Source organism: Psychrobacter nivimaris (assembly GCF_904846365.1).
Classification (GTDB): domain Bacteria; phylum Pseudomonadota; class Gammaproteobacteria; order Pseudomonadales; family Moraxellaceae; genus Psychrobacter; species Psychrobacter nivimaris_B.
The window spans coordinates 1-20,383 of the sequence record NZ_CAJHAL010000008.1 but is presented as its reverse complement, the minus strand read 5'-3'; the positions used below and the strand labels follow the sequence as shown (position 1 = coordinate 20,383).

Here is a 20,383-nt window from a genome sequence, read left to right as displayed (position 1 = left end):
CAACGACAACAACGCAAATAACCCAACCAGCAATCAGCCATCAGTTAAAGTCACTGACCTGACGCCAAATAAAGGCGCATTGGTAGGCAAAAAGACTGATATTCAAAACCCAGAGCTTTGGGAGTTCCCGATGAACTACCCACTAAGCATCATCGGTCATGAAGGCGAGCGTGAGAGCTTGCTTAATGAAGTAAAGCTAATTTTGGGTAGCCAGTTCCCTGATTTTGATTTGGCATCTATCGAAGTTAAGCCATCTAAAACGGGACGTTTTCACTCGGCACGGGTTAATTTGTACCTCACCGCTGCTGAGCAAGTAAATGCGCTTTATGCCTCACTGGATAATGCAAAAACGGTTCGTATTGTTTTATAAATGGCATAAAAAACTTTAACTCCTTTTTAGTCCAAATCGTCACTCGCTAGTAATAACATATGGGTGGCGATTTTTTATGGTTTGATGTACAATCTGCGCCCGCATTATTGCCGCCATGACTCGCATTATCAGTCGACAATAACCGAGAGAATGAAAAGTAAATCTTACGATATTTTTACAAAAATTTTATTATTGACCGCATTTGCGTCTAACCCTTATCCCATCGTCCTTTGCCAAAATTTGGACTGCCTACAACCTTGTAGCAACATAGTTTTATTCTAAAATCAATATAGTATTTTCAAAATTTTCCCGCTATATTGTGCCTACCAATTAACAAACACGCTATATGTAGTACTCAGTGATTTTAACCGTCACTATGAGTAGTGGTAGCTTTTTGTCCAAAAAAACCAGCTAGCACAACCCCGCATAATAGCGTTATAAAGAATGTCTGCCGCCCACTCGGCGCGCAGCATCACAATAAGCAATCAAAATAGAGGCCAGCATGACACATATTGACAAAATCCAAGTAACCAAACGTGATGGACGTTTAGAGCCTATTGATTTAGACAAAATTCACAAGGTAATAGCGTGGGCAGCTCACGGCTTGGACAACGTGTCTGTGTCTCAAGTTGAGCTAAAGTCGCACATCCAGTTTTATGAAGGTATCAAGACTCGTGATATTCACGAAACCATCATCAAGTCTGCCGCCGACCTAATCTCTGAAACCACGCCTGACTATCAGTATCTGGCTGCGCGTTTGGCTATCTTCCATCTACGTAAGATTGCTTATAACAAATTTACCCCGCCGCACCTATATGACCATGTCAAAACTTTGACTGATGCTGGCAAATACGATCAGCACATCCTAGCGGACTACAGCCGTGCTGAATTTGATGAGTTAGAAGAGTACCTTGATCACTGGCGCGATATGAATCTTGCTTATGCCGCTGTTGAGCAAATGGCTGGCAAATACTTGGTACAAGATCGTGTGAGCAAGACTGTCTATGAAAGCCCGCAGTTCTTATATATGCTGGTCGGTATGTGTCTGTTTAGCCAATACGACAAGTCAGATCGTCTTGATTTCGTCAAACGCTTCTATGATGCGACCTCAGAATTCAAAATCTCACTACCGACGCCAATTATGTCAGGTGTACGTACGCCATCGCGCCAGTTTAGCTCGTGCGTACTGATCGAATGTGGTGATAGCCTAGACTCTATCAACGCAACCACTAGCGCCATCGTACGCTATGTGTCACAGCGTGCTGGTATCGGCATCAACGCAGGTCGCATTCGTGCCCTTGGTAGCCCTATCCGTGGCGGTGAAGCACAGCATACTGGTTGTATCCCGTTCTACAAATTGTTCCAAACGGCAGTTAAATGCTGCTCACAAGGTGGCGTCCGTGGCGGTGCTGCGACCCTGTTCTACCCACTATGGCATTTAGAAGTTGAGTCATTACTGGTACTCAAAAACAACCGCGGCGTCGAAGACAACCGTGTCCGTCATATGGATTACGGCGTACAGTTGAACAAAACGATGTACACGCGCCTAATCAAAGGCCAAGACATCTCGCTATTCTCACCAGGTGACACGCCAGGCTTGTATGATGCGTTCTTTGAAGATCAAGACAAATTCGAAGAGCTATACACCAAGTACGAAAACGATCCTAACGTACGTAGCCGTCAAATCCCAGCAGCAGATTTGTTCAGCCTGATGATGCAAGAGCGCGCTAGCACGGGTCGTATCTATATCCAAAACGTCGATCATTGCAACACCCATAGCCCATTTGATGCGACGGTTGCCCCGATTCGCCAGTCAAACCTATGTATGGAAATCGCGCTACCGACCAAGCCACTGGATAACATCAATGACGAAGAAGGCGAAATCGCTCTTTGTACGCTATCAGCGGTCAACTTGGGTAAAGTCGAAAACGTCAGCGATATCGAAGAGCCAGCCGAGCTAATCGTCCGTGCGCTTGATGCCCTGCTCGATTATCAAGACTATCCTGTTAAAGCCGCTCAAAACGGCAGCATGCGTCGTCGTACACTAGGTGTGGGCGTGATTAACTATGCTTATTACCTTGCCAAGAATGGCGTACGCTATTCAGACGACAGCGCGCTTGGTCTAACCCATCAGACGTTTGAAGCATTGCAATTCTATCTCTTGAAAGCGTCAAACAAATTGGCAAAAGAGCAAGGCGCTTGCCCTGCGTTCAATGAGACTACATATTCACAAGGTATCTTGCCGATTGATACGTACAAAGCCGACTTGGATAAAATCTGCCAAGAGCCGCTACATCTCGATTGGGAAACGCTACGTGGCGAGATCACGGAGCACGGTCTACGCAACTCTACCCTAACCGCCTTGATGCCGTCTGAGACCTCTAGTCAGATCGCCAACGCGACCAACGGTATCGAGCCACCACGTGGTCTGGTCTCTATCAAAGCGTCAAAAGATGGCATCTTAAAGCAGGTCGTACCTGAGATTGATAAGCTAAAAGATCAGTACGAGCTACTATGGCAAATGCCAAACAATGACGGTTACCTAAAGCTGGTCGCTATCATGCAAAAATTCGTCGATCAAAGTATCTCTGCCAATACCAACTACGATCCTGTTCGTTATGCAGGTGGCCGTGTACCGATGAAGATATTGCTAAAAGACTTGCTAAACGCTTATAAAATGGGTGTGAAGACGTTGTATTACCATAACACTCGTGATGGTGCGAATGATGCCCAAGCGGATATGGAAGATGATTGTGCTGGCGGTGCTTGTAAGATCTAGGTTTGCAGGGGAAGTTCTAAAGGATGGCGGGTTTGGCTTCTTAGTTAAATCCCGCTATTCAGTATTAATTTATTCAGATGGATTTATAAACACTATTTAAAGGACTAAGATAATGGCTGATTATAAAAGTAACCACCTACAAGAAGTACTTGAAACACATAAGATGAAGCACATAAAAGATGTTTTTGATAAATATAGAGATAGACGTAATGAAATTAAAGATTTCTTAAATGCCGAATACGGTAGCAGAATTTATAGTCCTTTTGATTCAGGATCTTATAGTAAACATACTGCTGTTAATACAAAGTTTGACTTAGATGCAGTTGTACCTTTTAAATATAAAAGCTTCAATACATTAGAAGATATGTTCAGTGACATTTATGACAAGTTAAATGATAAATTTAATGATAGAACTACGGTTCGAAAGCAAGGTGTTTCTATTGGACTAGCCTTTGAAGAAGATGGTATTGATATAGATATTGTACCTGCTCGAGAAACACGAGTAGATGGCTATACTGAAACAAGAAACCTAAACCTTCATATCAACTCCTTAGATCCATCGGAGACTGGATATTTAAAAACTAATATCCAAAGTCAGATTAACCATATAAATGGTAAGGAAAATGAACGAAAAATTATTAGATTGCTGAAGATCTGGAAGTTTCAGAATTCTAAAAAATATAAGTCATTTTTCTTTGAACTTTTAGTTATCAAAGCTTATGACATTACCTCACCTACAGGTAATTTATGGGAGCAATTTAAGACTGTACTCCAATATATTGTAAATAATATTGAAAGCTCTACATTTAAACTGCTTGACCCAGGTAATAGTAACAATGATTTAATGAGTACATTAGATTCATATCAAAAAATATCATTAAAAAATGATTTTGAATGGATGCTAACCAATATTGAGAACAACGAAAAACAAATTGAATACTATTTTGAGAAAAATAAAGAATTTTCTGAAGAAGCTAGTAATAGTAGTTTGAGCTATGGTGTTGCTGGAGCTACTCCAGTTTCTACTCCTTCATCTAAACAGCGTTTTGGTTAGATATGAGATTTTCTCAAGAAGAACTACTAAATACTATCAGTAGCATAAGCTATATCTCAAACTTACAAGATCTTAAATTCAACAAAGATCTTGTAAGTTTTAGCATAGCTTTTAATCTCGAAGGTCTCGATGAGGAAATAACTTTTGAAGTAATAATCAATCCTCAATATCCATTTAAATTTAGTGATTTTGAAACAATAATTTTTCGGAATATTAATCTTATTGAATATAGTCATGTAATGGATGATGGCTCAGTATGTTTTCATAATCGACACTGTATTGATTTTAAGCAAAAATTAATACAGGACTTCGATGCAATTAAAAATTGGATTACTAAATATATAGTTAAAGAAGAAACAGATAGTCATTATGAGCATCTAATTGTCAACAGTAGTTCTTTCTATGATGGTTATTATTCTTATCAGTTTACTGATTTAAAAGAAGGCTTCAAAAAAGGAGAGTTTGGGATAGTTTCTCTCAAACCATTAACTAGCTCGCCATACTATAAAAGTCGTATGAGTAATTATTTAGCTCAAAGTTTTATTGACCATTCAAGTTTTACGGTCAAAAATTGTGATTGGAACTCCCACTACATGAGTGCTAATCAGAGTGACCAAGGACTGTATGTCTTTATTGAAGATGCTCCAGCTGTTAATCAGCGATTTTCTTTTGATAACTGGAAAAGTTTCGAAAGTCTAATTAGCCAAGATTTTCTAAAGTATCTCTCTAGATATGTGATTAGTGTAAGAAGCACATATAATCCCAAATTACCAATACCTTTATTTATAGGTTTTTATACGAAAGATAAAAATATACATTGGCAAGTAGCATTGATTAGTATCGACGAGAGTATCCTTGAAGGTTCAACTGATATAAACGGTAAGTATATTTATAGACTGAAAAATAAGGATATTACATGGGCAGTAACAAATAACTCATCTTACTCTTATTTTTTTGGACGTGGAGCCTTCAACAAAGCTTTAACTGATGCAAAGATATTGGTTATTGGTGTGGGTGCAGTTGGAAGTAATGTTGCCAAAATTCTAACGAGGTGTGGCTGCAGAGACATATCATTAGTTGATTATGATATTAAAAAACCCGAAAATATTTGTCGTTCTGAATATGAGTTTATATATGCTTATGCTAATAAGGTAGATGAGTTACGATCTTTACTTTATAAAATATCGCCTTTTATCGATATTATAGCTAGTAATAGCCTTTTTACAGAGTATTTGAAATCTGATTCTTACGTCGAACTTTTTGCTGATAATATCAGAGCAGAATTATCAAACTATGATTATATATTTGACTGCTCTACAGATGATGATTTAATGCATATTTTAGATAAAATTGATATTACATCCATTATTATTAACTTATCTATTACCAATCATGCTCAATCACTCGTCTGTGGTGTATCACCAGATACTTATAAGTTCGTTAGACATCAGTTTGATAATATTTTAGAAAATGACGTCGAAGATTTATATAATCCTTTAGGCTGCTGGAGTCCTACTTTCAAGGCTTCTTACAACGATATTTCTACACTTATACATTTTGCTCTAAAACATATCAATATCATGGTTAGTAACAAACAGCTGAATAGCTTTGTAATTAATCAAGATAATAATTATGAGTCTTTGAAAGTGAGTAAGTTTTGACTATTACCAAACACTACAAGAATTTAAAATTAGTAGTCGAAGATAGCTTGTTAAAAAGTATTTATCAGTCAAGCTGTGGACACTACCCTAAAGAGTATGGTGGCTTTTTAATTGGCAAATATTCTGATGATTTTAAAACCTTGTATATTGAACAATCAATCACAGCAGAGGTTTTTAAGAGTAGTCGAATTGAGTTTACTAGAGAGTCTAACTATCTGAAATCCGAGTTTAAAAAATTATTTATAGACAAAAGACTCTACTATATTGGTGAGTGGCATACTCATCCAGATGGCGAAGCATGGTATAGCTCAACAGATTTAAGCGCAATGATAAACATTAAGAAGGATCAAGGTGTTAGTATAGTCAGTTCAATATAATTTCGATACAAGGAAACCGAGTGCAAGTTATACATTAGTATGCTTAGCGAGGATAACGATGTAGCGGATTTATATAGGCTTGACTATATTTCCAATCCCATTTTACTCATTTTGAGTATTACTAACGATAGCCTAAAAGATTTTAATTTCTTTGTTCTTAATAACAATAGGTTAGAGCTATATGAATAAGATTGCACTACCAGAGTTGTTTGCAAGCATGCAACAGCAAATGTCTGCTCAACTAAGTACTAATAGAGCTTTCATACATCATCCTGGTTCAAAAGGTGACTCTTTAGAGAATGCATGGATTGAGTGGTTAAGAAGTTACCTGCCTAACCGTTATAGCGTAGATAAAGCAATTATCATTGACTATCTAGGAAACACAAGTCATCAAATCGATGTAGTTATTTATGATAATTATTTTACTCCATTTATTTTTACACAAAATGGTTTCCATTATGTTCCTGCCGAAGGTGTTTATGCAGTTTTTGAAGTAAAACCAGACATTAAAGGAAGTGTTAAAGGTTCGGGAAACTATATAACTTATGCAGGCGAGAAGATAGAAAGTGTTAGACGCTTGACACGCACTTCTACCTCAATGATTAACTCAGGAACCCCTGTTGCACGTAGACCACTAACTAAAATCCTAGGTGGATTTTTAGCTACTACAAATACCTATAGTCATAAGAACAACAATACTATTAAGCAACATCTTGAAAAATTAGATGGATTAAAGGGAATAGATTTAGGGTGTGTTGTGGACTATGGCAGTTTTTATGTTGATTATAATGGTGAAGAAGATATCACAGAAGATGATTTCTCTAAGCGAATAAGTGATTATTATGAGTCTAGACAATTTGATGATGTGAATTTTAGCAAAGCTGAAAATTCATTAATTACTTTCTTTATGCAATTAACTCGCTATCTTCAGCAAGCGATAGGAACTATTCCAGCTATTGATTTGCAAGCTTATCTCAATGTAATAGGTGAAGAAATAGATCAAGAACTTTAAACGCTATCAAAGAACCAACACCAAAAACGGAGGTCATGTGCAATATACCGCAATCATCAAAGACGGTGGTTTGTTTATCCCAAACGTATTCTCAGACCTAAACGATGGTGGCTCGCATATCGTACAAGTCGAGGTTGATATTGCAGAGGTGCGTCAGCAGTTAGGCATGAATGAAGCACCAAAGGCAGCCGTCGCCAAAAAAAGCGTGGCAAAAGCAGCCAAAAAACCCGTATCGAGAGCGGCTAAAAAAGACTTAAAAATAGCGGAAGAGTCTGATGTGAGTACCCTACGCAAAAGCGCACTTGATGAACTAGAAGCACTCGATGATAGTGAGCTGAGCGAGATATTCAAAGCCTATATGAACGATGGGCAAGAGTCGTCGCAGATATCGCTAGAGAACCTCTAAGCTAAAACGCTATAATCCAAAAACCAGTCAAACCCCTATAAATTAATAACCGTATCAATTATAAAGGCAGTCCCATGACTTATTCGATTTTTTCCCAAACACCAAATGACGCCATGAAAGAGCCGATGTTCTTTGGTCAGCCAGTCAATATTGCCCGCTACGACCAACAAAAGCACCCCATCTTTGAGCAATTAATTGAAAAGCAGCTGTCATTCTTTTGGCGTCCAGAAGAAGTCGATGTGTCAAAAGACCGTATGGACTACGGCAATCTGTCCTCACATGAGCAGCATATCTTTATCAGTAACCTAAAATACCAGACCCTACTCGACTCTATCCAAGGTCGTAGCCCAAACGTCGTGCTACTGCCGCTGGTATCGATTCCTGAGCTGGAGACATGGATTGAGACGTGGTCATTCTCTGAGACCATTCACTCACGCAGCTATACCCATATCATTCGTAATATCGTCAACGATCCCGGTATTGTGTTTGACGATATTATGCAAAACGAGCACATTTTAGAGCGTGCTTCAGACATCGCTCAATATTATGACGAGCTGTATCGCAACTCGCAGTTATATAGCCTGTATGGTCCAGGTACGCACAACATCAATGGCGAGGAAGTAGCTGTTGATTTGAGATCATTGAAGAAACAAATGTACCTGTGCATTATGGCGGTCAACGTTCTAGAAGCGATTCGTTTCTATGTGTCGTTTGCTTGCTCGTTTGCCTTTGCTGAGCGTAAATTGATGGAAGGTAATGCCAAAATCATTAAACTCATCGCTCGTGATGAAGCGCTGCATTTGACTGGTACGCAGCATATGCTAAACCTCATGCGCAACGGTCGTGACGATCCAGAGATGGTTGAAATTGCCGCAGAGTGCTATGAGGAAAGCATCGAGATATTCCGCAAGGCGGCTGAGCAAGAAAAAGAATGGGCAGGCTATCTGTTTAAAGACGGCTCGATGATCGGTCTAAACAAAGACATTTTGTGCCAATATATCGAATACATCACCAACTTACGTATGGAAACCGTTGGCTTGCCAGCGGCGTTCCCGAACTCAAAATCAAACCCAATCCCGTGGATTAACACGTGGCTATCGTCTGACAATGTGCAAGTAGCACCGCAAGAGACTGAGATTAGCTCATACTTGGTCGGTCAGATTGACTCTGATTTGTCAGACAGTGATTTTGACGATTTTGAGCTATAAAGGCTCCGAATTATAAGAGCTGAGTTGTAAGAGCTTTGAGCTAGAAAGACTGAACTATAAAAGCTTGGAATGATAAAGGCTTAAGCGGTAGAAATTTGAAATTATAAAATTTCTGCCGCTATAATCGTCTTATGGGTTAATAGTAGGGATAGCAATAGCACAGACATATCCCAATAGGATTAACGATGACTTGGGTAATGACCAGTAAAAAGCAGTTCTATCTACACGATGACGAGAGTCTGCTAGATGGACTGCTACGCACCGGACACGAGGTAAACTATCAATGCCGCGAAGGCTACTGTGGTAGCTGCCGAGTCAAACGTATTGCTAGCTCGCATACGGTCGATTATCCATTTGACCCATTGGCGATGATTGAAGAAGATGAGATCCTGCCCTGCTGTTGCCGTGTGCAAGGCGTCATTTATATCAATCATGACCCAATCGAAAAGTTATAGCAGCGTTACGTATAGATAAACCTAGCCTTTAAAATTCAAACAATCAGCTCCAACAAAAAGCGCGCTCCTTATCTAAAGGAGCGCGCTTTTTGTTGTTATCAGCTAAATGCATGTGCTGACTCATATATACATAATGAGTCAGCACCTAGTGATAAGAATAACTACAACTTACTGCGATGCGGCATCTTGTTCAAACAGTTTCATCAGCTCTTCACGCATACGATCACGCTCTGCCTTTGACATCATTGGCGTTTCTTCATCGCCTTGGATGGTTGGCTGCTCCATTCCGCCCATGCTCTCATTTTGTAGTACGACAGGACGCTCAAGTGGCTCTTGTGCTGGACGCTCTTCTAGCGTGATTTTTACTTGGGCGTTTTTACCTTGACGCAATATCTGCGCATCCAGTTCAGTATTTGGCGGCTTACGAGCAACATACTGAATCAAGGTATTGGCATCTGTCATCTCGACATCATCGATGGTCAGTACAATATCACCGACACGTAGACCACTTTTCGCTGCTGGGCTGTTATCAATGACGTTTAGTACTTCTACGCCTGTTGATGTCTCTAGCTGCGTTGGGTCACGTAACTGTGACTGAATCTCGATACCTAACCAACCACGACTGACACGGCCATCTTTGATTAATGCATTCATCACCTGCTCAACCAATGCCGTCGGAATGGCAAAGCCAATACCCATCGAGCCACCAGAGCGCGAGAATATGACAGTGTTGATACCAACTAGCTCGCCATGAGCATCGACCAGTGCGCCGCCTGAGTTACCCGGATTAATCGCCGCATCAGTCTGGATAAAGTCTTCAAACTTATTAACGCCCAGTCCAGTACGACCAGTCGCTGAGATAATCCCCTGCGTCACTGTCTGACCCACACCAAATGGATTACCAATTGCTAGCGCCAAATCCCCCACACGAATTGGATCTTCGCGGAAGCCAAGTGGTGTCAGCCCTGTCATATCGACCTTGATCACGGCTAAGTCACTATCAGGATCTGTACCGATGATTCTAGCACGGCTCTTACGACCATCATTGAACGCGACTGTGATCTCATCGGCCTTTTCGATTACGTGGGCATTGGTCACGATATAGCCATCTTCTGATACGATCACACCAGAGCCTAAATTGGTATTGCCCTGCTCTTGTGATGGGCCACCATGATACTCAAAAAACCGGCGCAGTACGGGATCATCCATATAAGGATGCTCGGTCATCGTTTGCGTCGTATAGATATTGACCACAGACTGCGACGCACGCGCCACTGCATTATGATAAGAAGAGATAGGCGCTGGCGTGTCCGACACTGGCTCTGCTGCTTGCTGCTCCGCAGGCGGGGTTCTCGGCGGCTCCCATGTGGCCTCTGACGTCGACTTCATACTCGTGAACAACCAGATAAACGCTGCCAACACTAGCAGCAATAAGACCCAAGGTAACCATTTTAATAAAGACGCCTTGTTATTGGTGTTCCGGGATGACGACATATAAAACCTCTATAAATTTATTGCAAACAGACAGTGAAAAACGATGTGAGATAATGGCGACCGCTTAGCTAGTGTTGACCCATTCATCAGATGGTCAAATGCTATACAGCTAGGCAGACTCACGTATATAAATTATAACCGCAATACCAGTAAATAGTAACGTATCGTGTACCATTTCAGTTATCCAGCTTGTCTGCTTGCTTACAACGGCATGTTAAAATAGCTTTTACGATGCTCGACACTTCAACATTTCGAGAATTGAACATAAAGCGAGAAGTCCAAAACCAAACACTCTCAAACATGACAGATAATACATAATTTTTGCTTAGTGAATCTACAGCACCTTACGACATACATTTTATTGATGACAGGAAAACATAATGACTGCAAATCATACGACAGCTGAATCCAATACTCAAAGCATTAGCGCTCAGGCATTGACACAGTTCTGTGACGACTACTTATCTGCCAGTGCATTCAAAGACTACGCGCCAAATGGTCTACAAATCGATGGTGGACGCCCGATTCAACGTATCGTCACTGGTGTCACGGCTTGTGAAGCCTTGATAGATGCTGCCATCGCTGACAATGCCGATGCGATTATGGTACATCATGGATACTTCTGGAAAGGCGAACCTGCTACGCTCACTGGGATGAAAGGTCGACGCGTGCGCAAGCTGATGCAACACGGTATTTCTATGATTGGCTATCATCTACCGCTTGATGCACACCCAATCTCTGGCAACAACGCAAAACTTGCTGACATGCTCGGCATGACGATTACTGGTGCGCTCTATCCTACCGAATCCCATCCTGTGGGCAATATCGCTACTTGCACACCGCAAACTGCTGACGATCTCATTTCAACCATTACTCAAGCTTTAGGTCGCGCGCCATTACATATCTCAGCTGAGTATCATACAGACGCTTCTGCTCAGACAAATGGCAGGCTGATCGAACGTGTGGGTATATGTACAGGCGGTGCGCAAGACATGATTGAGCAAGCGGCTAGCATGGGCTGTGATGCGTTTATCTCAGGAGAGATATCTGAGCGTACCACACATAGCGCGCGCGAGCTTGGGATTGACTATTTTGCTTGTGGTCATCATGCAACGGAGCGTGGCGGTATTCAGGCGTTAGGAGAGATAGTCGCTCAAAAATTTGGTCTGCCAGTTACTTTAATCGATATCGAAAATCCAGCATAAACTAACCACTTACAGACCAGTTGAAACGGTGGTCATTTATAGAGAAAAATTTATAGAGAAAAATTTGCAGAGAAAAACTTCTAGAGAAAACGATAGTTCAAAAGCCAAACCAGACTTGCTAACAGCTTCAGTCAAACCATAAGCATAAAGTCTAGTTTGACTACTATTTGAGCTTTGTTATTCTATTTTTGATTATTATGTACCAAATATCTGGGAAATTAACCGTTTATATCTCAATTGTTAAGTTTTATCGCTTTTTTCTTAACTCCACTTGAATAATGCAATTAGTAACCGCATATTACTACCCGTAAGAAAGAACGTTTTGTCATGAAACTTCCCATTATTACAGCTTCCGGTTATGGCACTAAAATAATGCTGGTAGTTGTTTAAGACTTTATCATGCTATATCAGCGATAAGATTTTAAACTGCTACTCATTGAAATACTATGTTTGCACTATATATGTTAGCAGCATGGTATTTTTTATTTTTGGTGTCGCGATGACGGTATGACCTAGCCAGTTTGATAGACAGCTATAAACTATCAATTCTGGTTATTTTGCTTACCCTTGTCGCTGGACGAACAACTTTAGTAGCCAGCTATTCTATTACTAGTAACTTAATATTAGTGATTCAAAGTATAGCCAGCCATCAAAGTTAGCACAGTTAAAACAGATGAATGTATTTGCCTCATTGGCGAATCCTTACATCAATGTTTCAAGCTATGTCTTTGTCTCAATAACTTAATCATGACCTTACCTATGTTTGATATATAGTTGTTTGGCCACTAGCCATATTTAGTTATCGATGAAGGAATCATCTGATTTATATCCTTCGCGTCGTTGTGCGTTCAGTATTTTAAACCAGTACTTATAAACACTGTTTAGAACGCTTTTATGACATATCGATAGCTGGCTGACGACAAACTATCCCACTAACTCTTAGAGAGAGTACGCTAGTGGCGCTATAGTCAAACAAGATAGAGTGGCATTCATCCTATTAAAAATGCCACTCTATTTAAGATACGATATCGATATATGTCAATATTATGCACATATATTTATACGTGTTTTTGCGGTAAGAAGGATGGCTAAAATCAGGAGACATCCATGCAGCGTATTACTTATCGTGTAAAAGTATCTGCGCAAGGGGCCAAACGCCGTATTTCTTATTTACTGCGTCCATCTAAACGCCTACTGAACACCAAAAGTAACATCGTTTCATCCGTTACCCCTATTGCGTCTAATCATTTTGCCAGAACCAAGAAGCTGGCACAAATCTCTAGCATCGCTCTACTCTCGTTGCCCGCTGAGAGTTTGACGACCATGAACACATCGGTACCAGCTTATGACAACGTCATGCTGGAAAACACCTTGACCATTGCTGCGGTGCCTGGCGATAGCACTTACTTTGCTACCGATGGCTTCCAACATGGTTTTGGGTTTGATCTGGTGCGCACTTATGCCGACGAGCTCGGTGTCGATATCAATCTAAAAGCCTATGCCAGTGAAGAAGCGGCGCTAAAAGCACTCAGAACCGGCAACGCTGACATGGCGTTGACTACGGCTAGCACCAAGCTAAAAAGTCAGCTGAATCTATCGTCTATCAATGTCAGCTGCGGTTATGACTCTAGTCTGACTAAGAACGGTCTACATCCTAAGGTAAGTTGGACGTTTAGCTCATCCAATGATCCACTATCAAGAAAGGCTAGTTACTTTTTGTGCGATAGTATTAAGCTACAAAACACACAAAAACTTGCTGCGTTCTACAATCAAAACTTGCTTAAAGATGCATATAGTCAGGATCACTTCCAGAGAACGTTGACAGAAAAGTTACCGGACTATCAGTCTTCGTTTGAAGAGCAAGCACGTAATTACAATCACGATTGGGAACTGCTGGTCGCGATGGGTTATCAAGAGTCACACCTTGATGCCAATGCTGTGTCGCCGACTGGCGTACGCGGGTTAATGATGCTGACCAATAACACTGCAAAAGCGATGGGCGTCTCAGACCGTGTCGATCCTTACCAAAGCATTGGCGGCGGTGCACGCTATCTAGAGCAAGTAAAAGCAGACTTCTCTGATGTGCCAAAAACTGACCGTATCTGGTTTGCCCTTGCAGGTTATAACATGGGTCCCAATGCAGTAAAAAGAATCCAACGCGAACTGCGAGCTCAAGGTATCGATGATAAGAGTTGGGCAAACGTCTATGCTTATTTAGCAGATAATAGAGCGTCGAATAGCCGCTATGGTCAAGCCATGCATTATGTCAGTAATATCCGAAGCTATCTTGAGACTATTAAAACTCAGACTGTCTAATTCGTAGCTATTACTAAACGGTTCTCAAGCTAACTTCTAACAGTAAGTCATTTTTATTCAATAAAAAAAGCTGCTCTTATAAAGAGCAGCTTTTTTGTGCGATACGATTAATATTAGTGACGCCTTATGTAAACGGTATCCATTAACATCTTATTCGTTAACGATTAGGTACAGTCAGACGCTGACCACGCTGCAACATCGTATCAGCGGCGATATTGTTCATATCAGCCAGCTCTTGTGTTGAGACACCATATTTACGTGCTAGACCAATCAAGCTGTCGCCCGAACCAACCGTGTAGCTTACTGTCGCTTTTGGTACTTTAAGTGTTTGGCCGCGTTGTAGCTGAGCATTGGTCGCTAAATCATTGGTCGCCGCCAAATCCTCTACTGAGATGCCAAACTGACGTGCCAAAGCAATCAAACCATCGCCAGATTTAACTTTGTAGCTTTCAGTGTTACCTAATTTCGTACCACTACTTGCTGAGCTACTATTGCTACTAGCAGCAGAGCTGCTGCTTTGACTGCTACTAGATGCACTTGCCACACTGCCGCTAGCAGGGATGGTGATAGTACGGCCCAGTATCAGATTCGAATTGGTATTCAAGTTATTCGCTGATGCCAAATCACTTAAGCCAATATTGTAACGTTTAGCGACACCCGTTAATGTATCACCTGATTTTACTTTGTAGTTGACCGCTTTGTCATTTAACTGACGGTCGACCAATTCTTTAGAAGCAGGAACTTTAATCGTTTGACCACGTTGCAAGCGAGCTTTTGCATCAAAATTGCTATTTACTGCAGCCAGCTCCGTTGCACTCACTCCGATGCTGTTCGCAATACCAATCAGCGTATCACCTGATTTTACTTTGTAATTGGTGGTCGCGACCGAGCTTGAGCTGTTACTACTGCTCGCACTTGTCATGCTTGCAGCATCAAAATCAACACTAGCTGGCACTTTAAGCGTCTGACCAACATACAGCGAACTGGTGCTGTTAATACCGTTGAGACTGGCTAAAGTATCGGTCGACACATTGAATTGACGTGCCAATGCAATTAAGCCGTCCCCTGCTTTTACTTTATAATTCTTGGTCGCAGTACTTGATTTACTCGGCTTGGTAGAAGGCGCGGCAGGCGTCGTTGCAGGGGCAGTCACTTTACCCGGTATGAGCCATAGCTTTTGGCCTCTGAGTAGATCAGCACGACTGCTCAAGTTGTTATAGCTGGCTAGCTGAGTGACCGATAAGCCAAAACGATTAGCCGTACCAATGAGCGTATCACCACCTTGTACAACATAACTGTCAGGCTGACTAGCGGCGGCGTTATTAGCAGTACTCAATGGCTCGATAGTCTTGGCGTCATATAGATATAACGTGCTGCCAGAGAGCAGATTGGCACTAGCATCTATCTGGTTCCATTCTGCGATATCACGCCAGCTAACCCCTGCTCGACTCGCAATGTTCGAGAGCGTATCGCCACGTTTTACCGTATAAGTGGTACGTGCGCCTTGTGGTTTTGGCTTACTTACCGAGGTTTTGGCAAAGCTAAGTTTTTTCTCTGCACCACTCGCTTCTAAGATAGACTGCTGTGTCTGTACGGCTGATAGATTAATATTGCCGTCAGCATTGATGACATTGGTCTCAGAAGTATTTCTACGGATTTGATTGGCGATGAAATCACGCTCTTCTTTGCTAAGCGGTGGCTCTTGGACAATCGTATTGTTCTGAGTAATCTGAGCTGAGGTAGTCGGTAGACTGTTACTGCTCTTAAGCTCAGCATTGATTTTGTTAGTCTCTGCTGTGGTCAGTGGTGGCTCAGTACGAGCTGAAGAATTGCCACTGTATACCGAGCTGCTAGTTGGCGTCGCAGATGGTGAGATGTAGCTGGTAGTCTGCTGAGGTACACTTGCGCTAGCGGCATAATCAGCCAATGCACTACCAGTAGACGGTAGTGATGAGGCAGTATAGGGTTTGTTATTATAGCTTGGCGTAGTCGCTGTCGTGCTTGAGCTACCTGTGTTACTTGATGCAAGCACATTGCCTGTACCGTTACCTCTGAGCCCACTTAATTTGGCGTCGGCATTGAGGCTAACGTCGTTAGGAATGATGACGCGCTGTGGACCTGAAGAGTCAACGCGACCTGATGTCAGTGCAGTATTTAGACGCTCTAGCTCATCGTAGCTAACGCCAGTCAACTGCGATACTTCTGCCAAGCTCACACCATAGTTAACAGGTACACTACGGAAATGCTGACGGTTAGCGATAGCTGGTAGATACACACCATACTGCTCAGGTTTGGCGACGATTTCGGCTACGGCTAAGAAACGCGGCACATAGTTCATCGTTTCAGTCGGTAATTGAAGTGACCAATAGTCTGTTGGTAGCCCGCGCGCTGCATTGGCATCGATTGCTCTCTGTACACGGCCAGGTCCAGCATTATAAGCAGCCAATGCTAGCTCCCAACTACCAAACTGGTTGTGCAATGCTGTTAAAAAGTCATAGGCAGCACGTGTTGATTCGATAACATCGCGGCGACCGTCATAAGTGCTGCTTTGGTTCAAGCCATAGATACGGCCTGTACTTGGGATAAACTGCCATAAACCCGCAGCTGCCGCACTACTCGTACCACTTGGATCGTAAGAGCTCTCGATAACTGGTAACAAGGCAAGCTCTGTTGGGATATTGCGACGCTCTGCCTCTCGTACCGTATGATAGATATAACGGCTGGCACGTGCAGTTAGGCGATTGAGATAATCCTGTCTACTGGTAAACCAGCTTTTTTGACCTTCAATACGCTGATTATAGATTGGCTTACCACCATTCATACGATAGCCTGCGCGTAGACGATTCCACAAATCACCATATTGCTGAATAGCAAGCTGGTTACCTTCTACCATGGTCATGTCAGTGGCTTCTAACAAGTCAGCCAACTCATCCAAACTCTCTGCATCTAAAAACGCAGTTGAGTAGTCTGCACTACCTGTATTAGCCCCTTGATTGGCAGGACTTTTGGTGATGACAGATGAGCTATTGGTCGCACCTTTGTTTTTTACCGCTGATGTGTTGCTACACGCACTAATCAGTAAAGTGGATACCGCAAGCGTCAATGGCAACGCAATAAATGAGCGAGAGTGTGATAGCACAGTAGACATGATATTGGAGGTTTCCTAACGACAGAAATTAATAAGATAAAGTTGATGGATAGTATAGTATGCAATGTAAAGCAAAGACTAGCCTAATATAAAAGATAATCATAGACGCTCAAGTAGCCTATAAAACTAAGTAATGACTATTATTAGCCAGCTAAGACTTTTTATAGGTCGAAATCGCAGCTAGCTCAATCAGCTATTGTTTATGCTACCTATTGTATTTTTGAGTCTTACTTGCTCGATGATGACTTAATTAATAGCCACCTGAGACACTGCACGCAAGAGCACTGCATTACCAGTAGATAAGGTCAAGGTCACACGAGATGTGGTAACAAATGATACTTGCTGACCATTTTTTACCCAGCTTTCATTGGTCGTCACATTGGCTTTGGCTTGTGAACCAGTAATCACCACATTATCTACCGAAATATCATAGCGATAATTGGACGTATCATTCCAGCTGTTTTGAAGCAGCTTTAAATAGGCATCTTTGTCTAGACTGGTAGACTTTCCCTTTCTAGATAAAGAAATAAGCGCGTCATCTGACACAAGGCGCGATACCTGATTGATGCTCTGGCTATTCGCTGATGCTTTCATTGCGGCGGCATAGTTCTGTACCAAATCTTCGGTCATAGTTGCTGCTTGTGCATTGATACTGATGGTGCTGGCTACTGCTACGATTGCAGTGATGCTGGCGCTTTTCACCAATAGAGCTAATAGCCTATTTCCCAATAATTTTTTCATGATAATCCTTAGCGATATTTTTTTTCGTTAGTGTCATATATTGACGATTAACGCTCTTTTATCATTTATTTTGGCAGTGTATCTGTATAGATATATCTATATAAGTATACTCATATCATATGCCGAGCCTATCATCGAATTCTCACAGCCATGTGACACCCTGTGTAATTATTGCGAATAAAAACCCAAGCTATCAAATCAAATGTTCTTAACACTTTATGCTATAAATCCTAGCTTAAACGGTTAGATGCTTTGCAGCTCTAGTTTGATAGTCAGCCCATAATGAGCTGACCATTGTTAAACCACAATCTTTAGAACCATCAATACTTATGTTTAAGCTATCAACGTTAGAGTTTGGCGTCATTAAAGCATCGTTAAGGCTTCGTTAGGACTTAGTTTCGTTGTTACTGTCTTCATATTGCTCATCATCACTGAGCTTCATGCCCAAACGCTCTACCCGTCTGTCCATCATCTGACGAGCCAAGGCCTGCATGTCTTCGACACGGTCTATCTCATCAACAATCTCAAGACCTAACAATGTCTCAAATACATCTTCTAACGTAACCAAGCCTTTAACTTCACCATATTCACCGACTGTAATCGCAATATGAATACGGTTTTTTAGCATCAACTCTAACAAGTCAAACAGCTTCATTTTAGAGAAAACAAAAGTGATGTCTCGCTGAAACTGCGTCAACGGCTTGTGCATAGCATGATTAACTTTAGCCAGTAGCATGTCGGTTTTTAGGACAAAGCCTGTAATGTTATCCAAATCACCATCGTAGATTGGCAAGCGAGAAAATGTCAGTTTTGGACGATCAACCAATAGTTCAGCGACAGTTTTATTCTCTTCAAATGCAAGCATCACCGAGCGCGGTGTCATGATGTCTTCGACTTTAATAGCGCCAAATGCGAGCAAGTTACGAATGATACGCGACTCTAGTGGGTCAATTTGTCCTGACTCTTCACCGATACTAGCAAGAGCAGCAAACTCACGGCGGCTAAATGTTTGCGGCTCTTTACCGCGTACTAATAGTTTCGTCAGACGCTCTGAGAACCAGATTAATGGATACAAGAGCATGATGATGCCGCGAACGAAGTAAGCAACCAGACCACTTAGTTGACGCCAGTAAACTGTACCCAAAGTTTTTGGGATAATCTCAGACAAGAATAAGATAGCAAGCGTCATGAGGGCAGAAAACAGACCAAACCACGCACTACCAAAGACGATCGTAGCCTGTGCACCCGCACCGATAGAGCCAAGTGTATGGGCAACGGTATTTAACGTTAAAATAGCGGCTAGTGACTGGTCAATATTGTCCACTTTCAGGCTTTTAAGCATTTCTGCTTTTTTGGGACTGGTTTCTTGTACATCCGCAATAAACGATGGCGTCATGCTCAGCAAAACAGACTCTGCTAATGAACAGACAAAAGAAACGCCAATAGCGAGTAAGACAAAAAATATCAATAAAGAAACGCTAAGCGCAGTTGGTGCTGCCGCCTCGCTGGATGTTGATACAGCACCAGCTGCCCACACTGCCTGCGGTAGCATAAGAATTGCCAATGCAGATAGTGCTGAAAAAGAAGTATAACCAAATCGAGAACTAGTAGTCATTCTCGGGGGAGGTTCTGCAGATGCGTCTTTACGATGAGCGCGCGGACGACATAAACGAGGTACAAACATAAAAGTGGTGAACAAGTTAGGTAACCTAAAAAGAGTAAAAGGAAGATAATGTCATGAGCAATTTATATTGATTTTTAGATTATCTTTAACAAAGTAATAAAAGACATCTGTCTATCGTATAAATAGTTACTCAAAGCTGATTTAATCGCTATTTCAAAGCCATACTATGCTTTAATAAGCCGTAATATGGTTCAATATGTAGCATACTAAATCCATGCAATCATTGCCATTTGATAGTAGCATTGATGATACCATTTCACAATAAGTCACCATTTTTAAGTTTTTGTTTTTTGATGACTTTTATTGCCCTACTATTAACGGTTGTATGACGACATCTTTACTAGCCGAGAGTTTCCCAAACTTTGTGTAACTGCTTATAATCCACTAACAGGAGAATAAGCAATGACTAACCAATCTGACATCAAGAAACTGGCTGAGCAAATGGCCAGCAGCATGAAAAGCTTCGATGACAT

The 20,383-nt window shown here is 41.6% G+C and carries 15 protein-coding genes and 1 pseudogene; 12 read left to right on the top strand and 4 right to left on the bottom strand.

Annotation, left to right across the window (positions count from 1 at the left end; genetic code table 11):
* Nucleotides 1–79 precede the first annotated feature (79 nt).
* The 9 genes from JMX63_RS05180 (at nucleotide 80) to yfaE (ending at nucleotide 9,322) form a co-directional block, all read left to right on the top strand.
* Nucleotides 80–370, top strand: coding sequence for a YbeD family protein (locus tag JMX63_RS05180; protein WP_057762424.1), 291 nt, complete (start codon nucleotides 80–82; stop codon nucleotides 368–370).
* Between the two features lie 502 nt (nucleotides 371–872).
* Nucleotides 873–3,149 carry a class 1a ribonucleoside-diphosphate reductase subunit alpha gene (gene nrdA / locus JMX63_RS05175; RefSeq protein WP_201571366.1) on the top strand — a complete coding sequence of 759 codons (2,277 nt, stop codon included), beginning with the start codon at nucleotides 873–875 and terminating at the stop codon, nucleotides 3,147–3,149.
* Nucleotides 3,150–3,261: 112 nt separating this feature from the next.
* Nucleotides 3,262–4,203, top strand: coding sequence for a nucleotidyltransferase domain-containing protein (locus JMX63_RS05170; RefSeq protein WP_201571364.1), 942 nt, complete (start codon nucleotides 3,262–3,264; stop codon nucleotides 4,201–4,203).
* A gap of 2 nt (nucleotides 4,204–4,205) precedes the next feature.
* The gene (locus JMX63_RS05165) at nucleotides 4,206–5,864 is read left to right on the top strand and encodes a ThiF family adenylyltransferase (protein ID WP_201571362.1); all 1,659 of its coding nucleotides are present in this window, start codon (nucleotides 4,206–4,208) and stop codon (nucleotides 5,862–5,864) included.
* A complete protein-coding gene (locus JMX63_RS05160; RefSeq protein WP_201571360.1) occupies nucleotides 5,861–6,241 on the top strand; it encodes a Mov34/MPN/PAD-1 family protein in 381 nt (126 codons plus the stop codon). The genes JMX63_RS05165 and JMX63_RS05160 overlap by 4 nt, the downstream gene beginning before the upstream one ends.
* A gap of 181 nt (nucleotides 6,242–6,422) precedes the next feature.
* Nucleotides 6,423–7,253, top strand: coding sequence for a DUF6602 domain-containing protein (locus tag JMX63_RS05155; protein WP_201571359.1), 831 nt, complete (start codon nucleotides 6,423–6,425; stop codon nucleotides 7,251–7,253).
* A 37-nt stretch (nucleotides 7,254–7,290) separates the two neighbouring features.
* The gene (locus tag JMX63_RS05150) at nucleotides 7,291–7,659 is read left to right on the top strand and encodes a hypothetical protein (RefSeq protein WP_102090445.1); all 369 of its coding nucleotides are present in this window, start codon (nucleotides 7,291–7,293) and stop codon (nucleotides 7,657–7,659) included.
* A 74-nt stretch (nucleotides 7,660–7,733) separates the two neighbouring features.
* Complete coding sequence (nrdB, locus tag JMX63_RS05145; RefSeq protein ID WP_201571357.1) at nucleotides 7,734–8,867, top strand: class Ia ribonucleoside-diphosphate reductase subunit beta; 1,134 nt, start codon at nucleotides 7,734–7,736, stop codon at nucleotides 8,865–8,867.
* A gap of 185 nt (nucleotides 8,868–9,052) precedes the next feature.
* Nucleotides 9,053–9,322 carry a class I ribonucleotide reductase maintenance protein YfaE gene (gene yfaE, locus JMX63_RS05140; RefSeq protein ID WP_101205363.1) on the top strand — a complete coding sequence of 90 codons (270 nt, stop codon included), beginning with the start codon at nucleotides 9,053–9,055 and terminating at the stop codon, nucleotides 9,320–9,322.
* Between the two features lie 168 nt (nucleotides 9,323–9,490).
* On the opposite strand, the gene JMX63_RS05135 is transcribed toward yfaE, so the two are convergent.
* A complete protein-coding gene (locus tag JMX63_RS05135; RefSeq protein WP_201571344.1) occupies nucleotides 9,491–10,816 on the bottom strand; it encodes a S1C family serine protease in 1,326 nt (441 codons plus the stop codon).
* A 380-nt stretch (nucleotides 10,817–11,196) separates the two neighbouring features.
* Here JMX63_RS05135 and JMX63_RS05130 point away from each other — a divergent pair, with 380 nt between their 5' ends.
* Together JMX63_RS05130 and JMX63_RS05125 are read left to right on the top strand one after the other, a co-directional pair.
* Complete coding sequence (locus JMX63_RS05130) at nucleotides 11,197–12,021, top strand: Nif3-like dinuclear metal center hexameric protein (protein WP_201571343.1); 825 nt, start codon at nucleotides 11,197–11,199, stop codon at nucleotides 12,019–12,021.
* Nucleotides 12,022–13,128: 1,107 nt separating this feature from the next.
* Nucleotides 13,129–14,337 (top strand): transglycosylase SLT domain-containing protein, encoded by a 1,209-nt coding sequence (locus JMX63_RS05125; protein ID WP_160020845.1) that lies wholly within the window; start codon nucleotides 13,129–13,131, stop codon nucleotides 14,335–14,337.
* A 157-nt stretch (nucleotides 14,338–14,494) separates the two neighbouring features.
* Here the strand turns inward: JMX63_RS05125 and JMX63_RS05120 are convergent, their stop codons facing one another.
* The 3 genes from JMX63_RS05120 to JMX63_RS05110 all read right to left on the bottom strand — a co-directional run bounded on the left by JMX63_RS05120 (nucleotide 14,495) and on the right by JMX63_RS05110 (nucleotide 19,910).
* Nucleotides 14,495–17,485 carry a LysM peptidoglycan-binding domain-containing protein gene (locus JMX63_RS05120; RefSeq protein ID WP_201571340.1) on the bottom strand — a complete coding sequence of 997 codons (2,991 nt, stop codon included), beginning with the start codon at nucleotides 17,483–17,485 and terminating at the stop codon, nucleotides 14,495–14,497.
* Between the two features lie 246 nt (nucleotides 17,486–17,731).
* A complete protein-coding gene (locus JMX63_RS05115; RefSeq protein ID WP_101205368.1) occupies nucleotides 17,732–18,226 on the bottom strand; it encodes a hypothetical protein in 495 nt (164 codons plus the stop codon).
* Between the two features lie 385 nt (nucleotides 18,227–18,611).
* A complete protein-coding gene (locus JMX63_RS05110) occupies nucleotides 18,612–19,910 on the bottom strand; it encodes a CNNM domain-containing protein (protein WP_201571462.1) in 1,299 nt (432 codons plus the stop codon).
* Nucleotides 19,911–20,312: 402 nt separating this feature from the next.
* Here JMX63_RS05110 and JMX63_RS14710 point away from each other — a divergent pair.
* A pseudogene (locus JMX63_RS14710) lies at nucleotides 20,313–20,383 on the top strand (transposase); the annotation flags it as partial.

What these genes read in the sequence shown, in the direction of transcription:
- nrdA (WP_201571366.1), top strand. Translation starts at nt 873, where the DNA reads ATGACACATATTGACAAAATCCAAGTAACCAAACGTGATGGACGTTTA.
- JMX63_RS05170 (WP_201571364.1), top strand. Translation starts at nt 3,262, where the DNA reads ATGGCTGATTATAAAAGTAACCACCTACAAGAAGTACTTGAAACACAT.
- JMX63_RS05165 (WP_201571362.1), top strand. Translation starts at nt 4,206, where the DNA reads ATGAGATTTTCTCAAGAAGAACTACTAAATACTATCAGTAGCATAAGC.
- JMX63_RS05155 (WP_201571359.1), top strand. Translation starts at nt 6,423, where the DNA reads ATGAATAAGATTGCACTACCAGAGTTGTTTGCAAGCATGCAACAGCAA.
- nrdB (WP_201571357.1), top strand. Translation starts at nt 7,734, where the DNA reads ATGACTTATTCGATTTTTTCCCAAACACCAAATGACGCCATGAAAGAG.
- yfaE (WP_101205363.1), top strand. Translation starts at nt 9,053, where the DNA reads ATGACTTGGGTAATGACCAGTAAAAAGCAGTTCTATCTACACGATGAC.
- JMX63_RS05135 (WP_201571344.1), bottom strand. Translation starts at nt 10,816, where the DNA reads ATGTCGTCATCCCGGAACACCAATAACAAGGCGTCTTTATTAAAATGG.
- JMX63_RS05130 (WP_201571343.1), top strand. Translation starts at nt 11,197, where the DNA reads ATGACTGCAAATCATACGACAGCTGAATCCAATACTCAAAGCATTAGC.
- JMX63_RS05125 (WP_160020845.1), top strand. Translation starts at nt 13,129, where the DNA reads ATGCAGCGTATTACTTATCGTGTAAAAGTATCTGCGCAAGGGGCCAAA.
- JMX63_RS05120 (WP_201571340.1), bottom strand. Translation starts at nt 17,485, where the DNA reads ATGTCTACTGTGCTATCACACTCTCGCTCATTTATTGCGTTGCCATTG.
- JMX63_RS05115 (WP_101205368.1), bottom strand. Translation starts at nt 18,226, where the DNA reads ATGAAAAAATTATTGGGAAATAGGCTATTAGCTCTATTGGTGAAAAGC.
- JMX63_RS05110 (WP_201571462.1), bottom strand. Translation starts at nt 19,910, where the DNA reads ATGTTTGTACCTCGTTTATGTCGTCCGCGCGCTCATCGTAAAGACGCA.